This window comes from Deltaproteobacteria bacterium (assembly GCA_016213065.1).
Classification (GTDB): domain Bacteria; phylum UBA10199; class UBA10199; order SPLOWO2-01-44-7; family SPLOWO2-01-44-7; genus JACRBV01.
Map to the genome: position 1 here is coordinate 1 of JACRBV010000111.1, position 3,115 is coordinate 3,115.

Annotated in this window: 1 pseudogene; it reads left to right on the top strand. The window is 45.8% G+C overall.

Annotated elements, in window-relative coordinates:
- Positions 1-245: 245 nt before the first annotated feature.
- Positions 246-3,115 (top strand): annotated as a pseudogene (gene smc / locus HY877_06595) (chromosome segregation protein SMC).

Below are 3,115 nucleotides of genomic sequence, written 5' to 3' on the forward strand. Positions count from 1 at the left end.
GCGTAACTTTTGGCATCCACATCGATGCCTACGAAAATATCGTGCTGCGATGATAATGCTGTTGTCAGGTTCATGGGTTTTTCCTCCTTGTGGTTTATATCCCACAAGTCCCGTCCTGACGCTTTTACATATCATCTAGAAGCTTGTCCCTGTGAAAACAGGGATCTAGCTGGATCCCCGCCTTCGCGGGGATGACATGTATATAATTTTTCAGAGGTTCCTCAACCACGCGGAAAAGGGTAACTATGAAACTAAAATCTTTGGAGCTCTTCGGTTTTAAATCGTTTGTCGACAAAACCTTTGTGCAATTTGATGAAGGAATCACCGGCATTGTCGGCCCAAACGGCTGTGGAAAAAGTAATATTTGTGACTCCATCCGATGGGTCATGGGAGAACAGTCGGCCAAGCATCTGCGCGGTTCTGAAATGCAGGATGTTATTTTCAATGGTACTTCCTCCCGGTCTCCGTTGGGAATGTCTCAGGTTGCTTTAACTTTTGATCTCAGTGATGGAAGAGCCCCCGCCGGTTATGCCGACTATTCCGAAATTCAGGTGGAACGCCGCCTCTATCGTTCCGGGGATAGTGAATATTACATCAATAAAGTTCCGTGTCGGCTTCGCGATATTGTCGATCTTTTTCTGGGAACAGGGGTGGGGACGAAAGCGTATTCTATTATTGAACAAGGACGCATTGAACGCATTTTGTCCGCCAAACCGGAAGAGCGCCGTTTCATTATTGAAGAAGCCGCCGGCATTTCCAAATTCAAGAATCGCAAAGAAGCGGCCTTGCGCAAAATTGAATCCACCGAAGCCAATCTGGCGCGACTCAACGATATCGTGGGCGAAATCAAACGCCAGCTCAATGCGCTGGACCGCCAAGCCAGAAAAGCCGAACGCTACAAGACTATTTATGAGGAATTAAAAGGAAGAGAATTAAAACTTTCCTCCGTTCGTTACCAACAGCTTAGAGAAGATTCGGAACGTTTGGAGGCGGAAGGCGTTGATCTCTCCCAGAATGAAGCGTCTCTCGCCGCAAAACTTTCACAAGTTGAAACGGAAAATGAACGGGAAAAATTGAATTTGGCCACTCTGGAACAAAAATTAAACGGGGTTCAGGAAAAATTTTACATGCAACAGAATGCGGTCAAACTCCATGAAACATCTCTGGAGTATCAACAGAACAAACTCAAAGATCTGGTGCGCCAGCTTGAGGTTTACGCGAAAGAGATTGAAGAATTCAGGGTGAAGTTGGCAAAATCAGAAATCGAAATCGAATCGCTCAACGATCAGAAATTAACACATGATTTATCGGTCGCCTCTTCTGCCGAAGGAATCAAGGCTTTGGAAGGGCGTGTTGCCGAGGCTCTCCAGATTTGCAACGATTGGCAATCCAAAACAGAAAAAAGAAATCGCGAAATGTTGGTTTCTGTGAGTCAGGTTGCCGAATCGCAATCGCGTCTGGAATATCTGGAAAGACGCAACATTGAAGTAGAAGGGCGTGTTGCCAAAGGACAGAGCGAAATTGACAACATTGACCGCCTTCGTAAAGAGATCGAGAAAAAAGCGCTGTCTTCGGATACGGATCTTTCCAGTTTAAAACAACTGAGTTTCAAATTGTCGGATGAAAAAACTCAGGTGCGTCAGGATTTGGATGAGAAAAAAACCTCTTTGCAGGGGGAGATTCAAAAATTGGAGGCGGTGAAAAATGAACTGGCGGCCAAGCAGTCACGTCTCAATTCTTTGCAGGAAATTCACAACAATATGGAAGGATTTCGCGATGGAGTGCGCACTGTTTTAAAAGCTTCCGAAGGGGAATTGAACGGCATTTTAAATCCGGTCAGCGAGATTGTGGATTGCGAACCAAGATTTGAAGCCGCCGTCAGCGCCGCTTTGGGAGATAAACTTCAATATGTTGTGGTGCAATCTCAGCAAGCCGGTGTGGATGCCATTGATTATTTGAGAACCCAATCCAAAGGTCGCTCCACTTTTGTTCCGCTCGATATTCGCTTCGATACAAAAAACGCGGAAAGTGTGGAAGGTCCGGGCGTTGTGGGTCCCCTGTTGCAAAACGTCCATTTCAACGATGATTACCGTCAAATTGCCGATTATCTTTTTGGAGATTGCGTGCTCGTGGAAGATTTAAAAGACGCGCTTCATTTATGGCAACAAGGTCCGCAAGACAAGACGCTGGTGACGTTGCAGGGCGAAGTGATCGACCGTTCCGGCGCTATATCAGGTGGGGCGGGAGCTGAAGGAGAAATTCTTCTGGGTCACAAAAGACGCATTGAAGCGATGGAAAAAGAAGTGTCAGAGGCCAAGGCTTCTGTTTTTGAACAGGAGAAGGAATGCTGGCATCTCAAAAATCAGGTTCACTCTCTGGAAGAACGCTTGGAAAGTCTCTCTCGCGACAGCCATAGTGAAGAAATTCGCATTGTTCATCAGGAAAAAGATGGTGTGCGTCTTCGTGAAGAATTAGTGCGTTACAATCAGGATCGCGACCGTCTCTCTATGGAAATTGCGCGGTGCATGGATGAAAAGCGGGAGATTGCCGCCGAAAGTGAGAAGGTTGCCCTCCTTTTGGAAGAGCGTATTACCCAACAATCTTCCATGGAAAAAGAGTTGGCTGAATTTCAAATTGAATTGACAAGCGCCACAGAGGCCAAAAATCAGGCTCAAAATGATTTGAGCCATGCCCGTGCGCAGTTGGCGCAGGCGCAAGACAAAGCAGAGGTGCTGGAACGTGAAATCCAGCAATGGATTTCAAACAAATTGGAATTAGAGGCGGGTATTGAAAAAAGAATTACCGAAATCAATCTGGGGCAAACACAAATCCGGCAATTAAACCAATCTCAAATTGCAGAGAGAGCCCAGTTGGAAACGGCTGTAAAAGATTTGGATCAACTGACACAAAAACAAAAAAGTTTGCGAATTGATTACGATGCTTTATCCCTGAAAATCAAAGAGAGGGATGGCGAGGTGCGTGAGATTCGGCGGCGTCATGAAGAGATGATGAAAGCAAAACATGCCAACGACTTGAAACTGGCCGAGAGCAAAAACCATCTTCAAATTTTGGTGGATCAAATTTTGGAGCGCTACAAAATCGAGATTTCCCATTA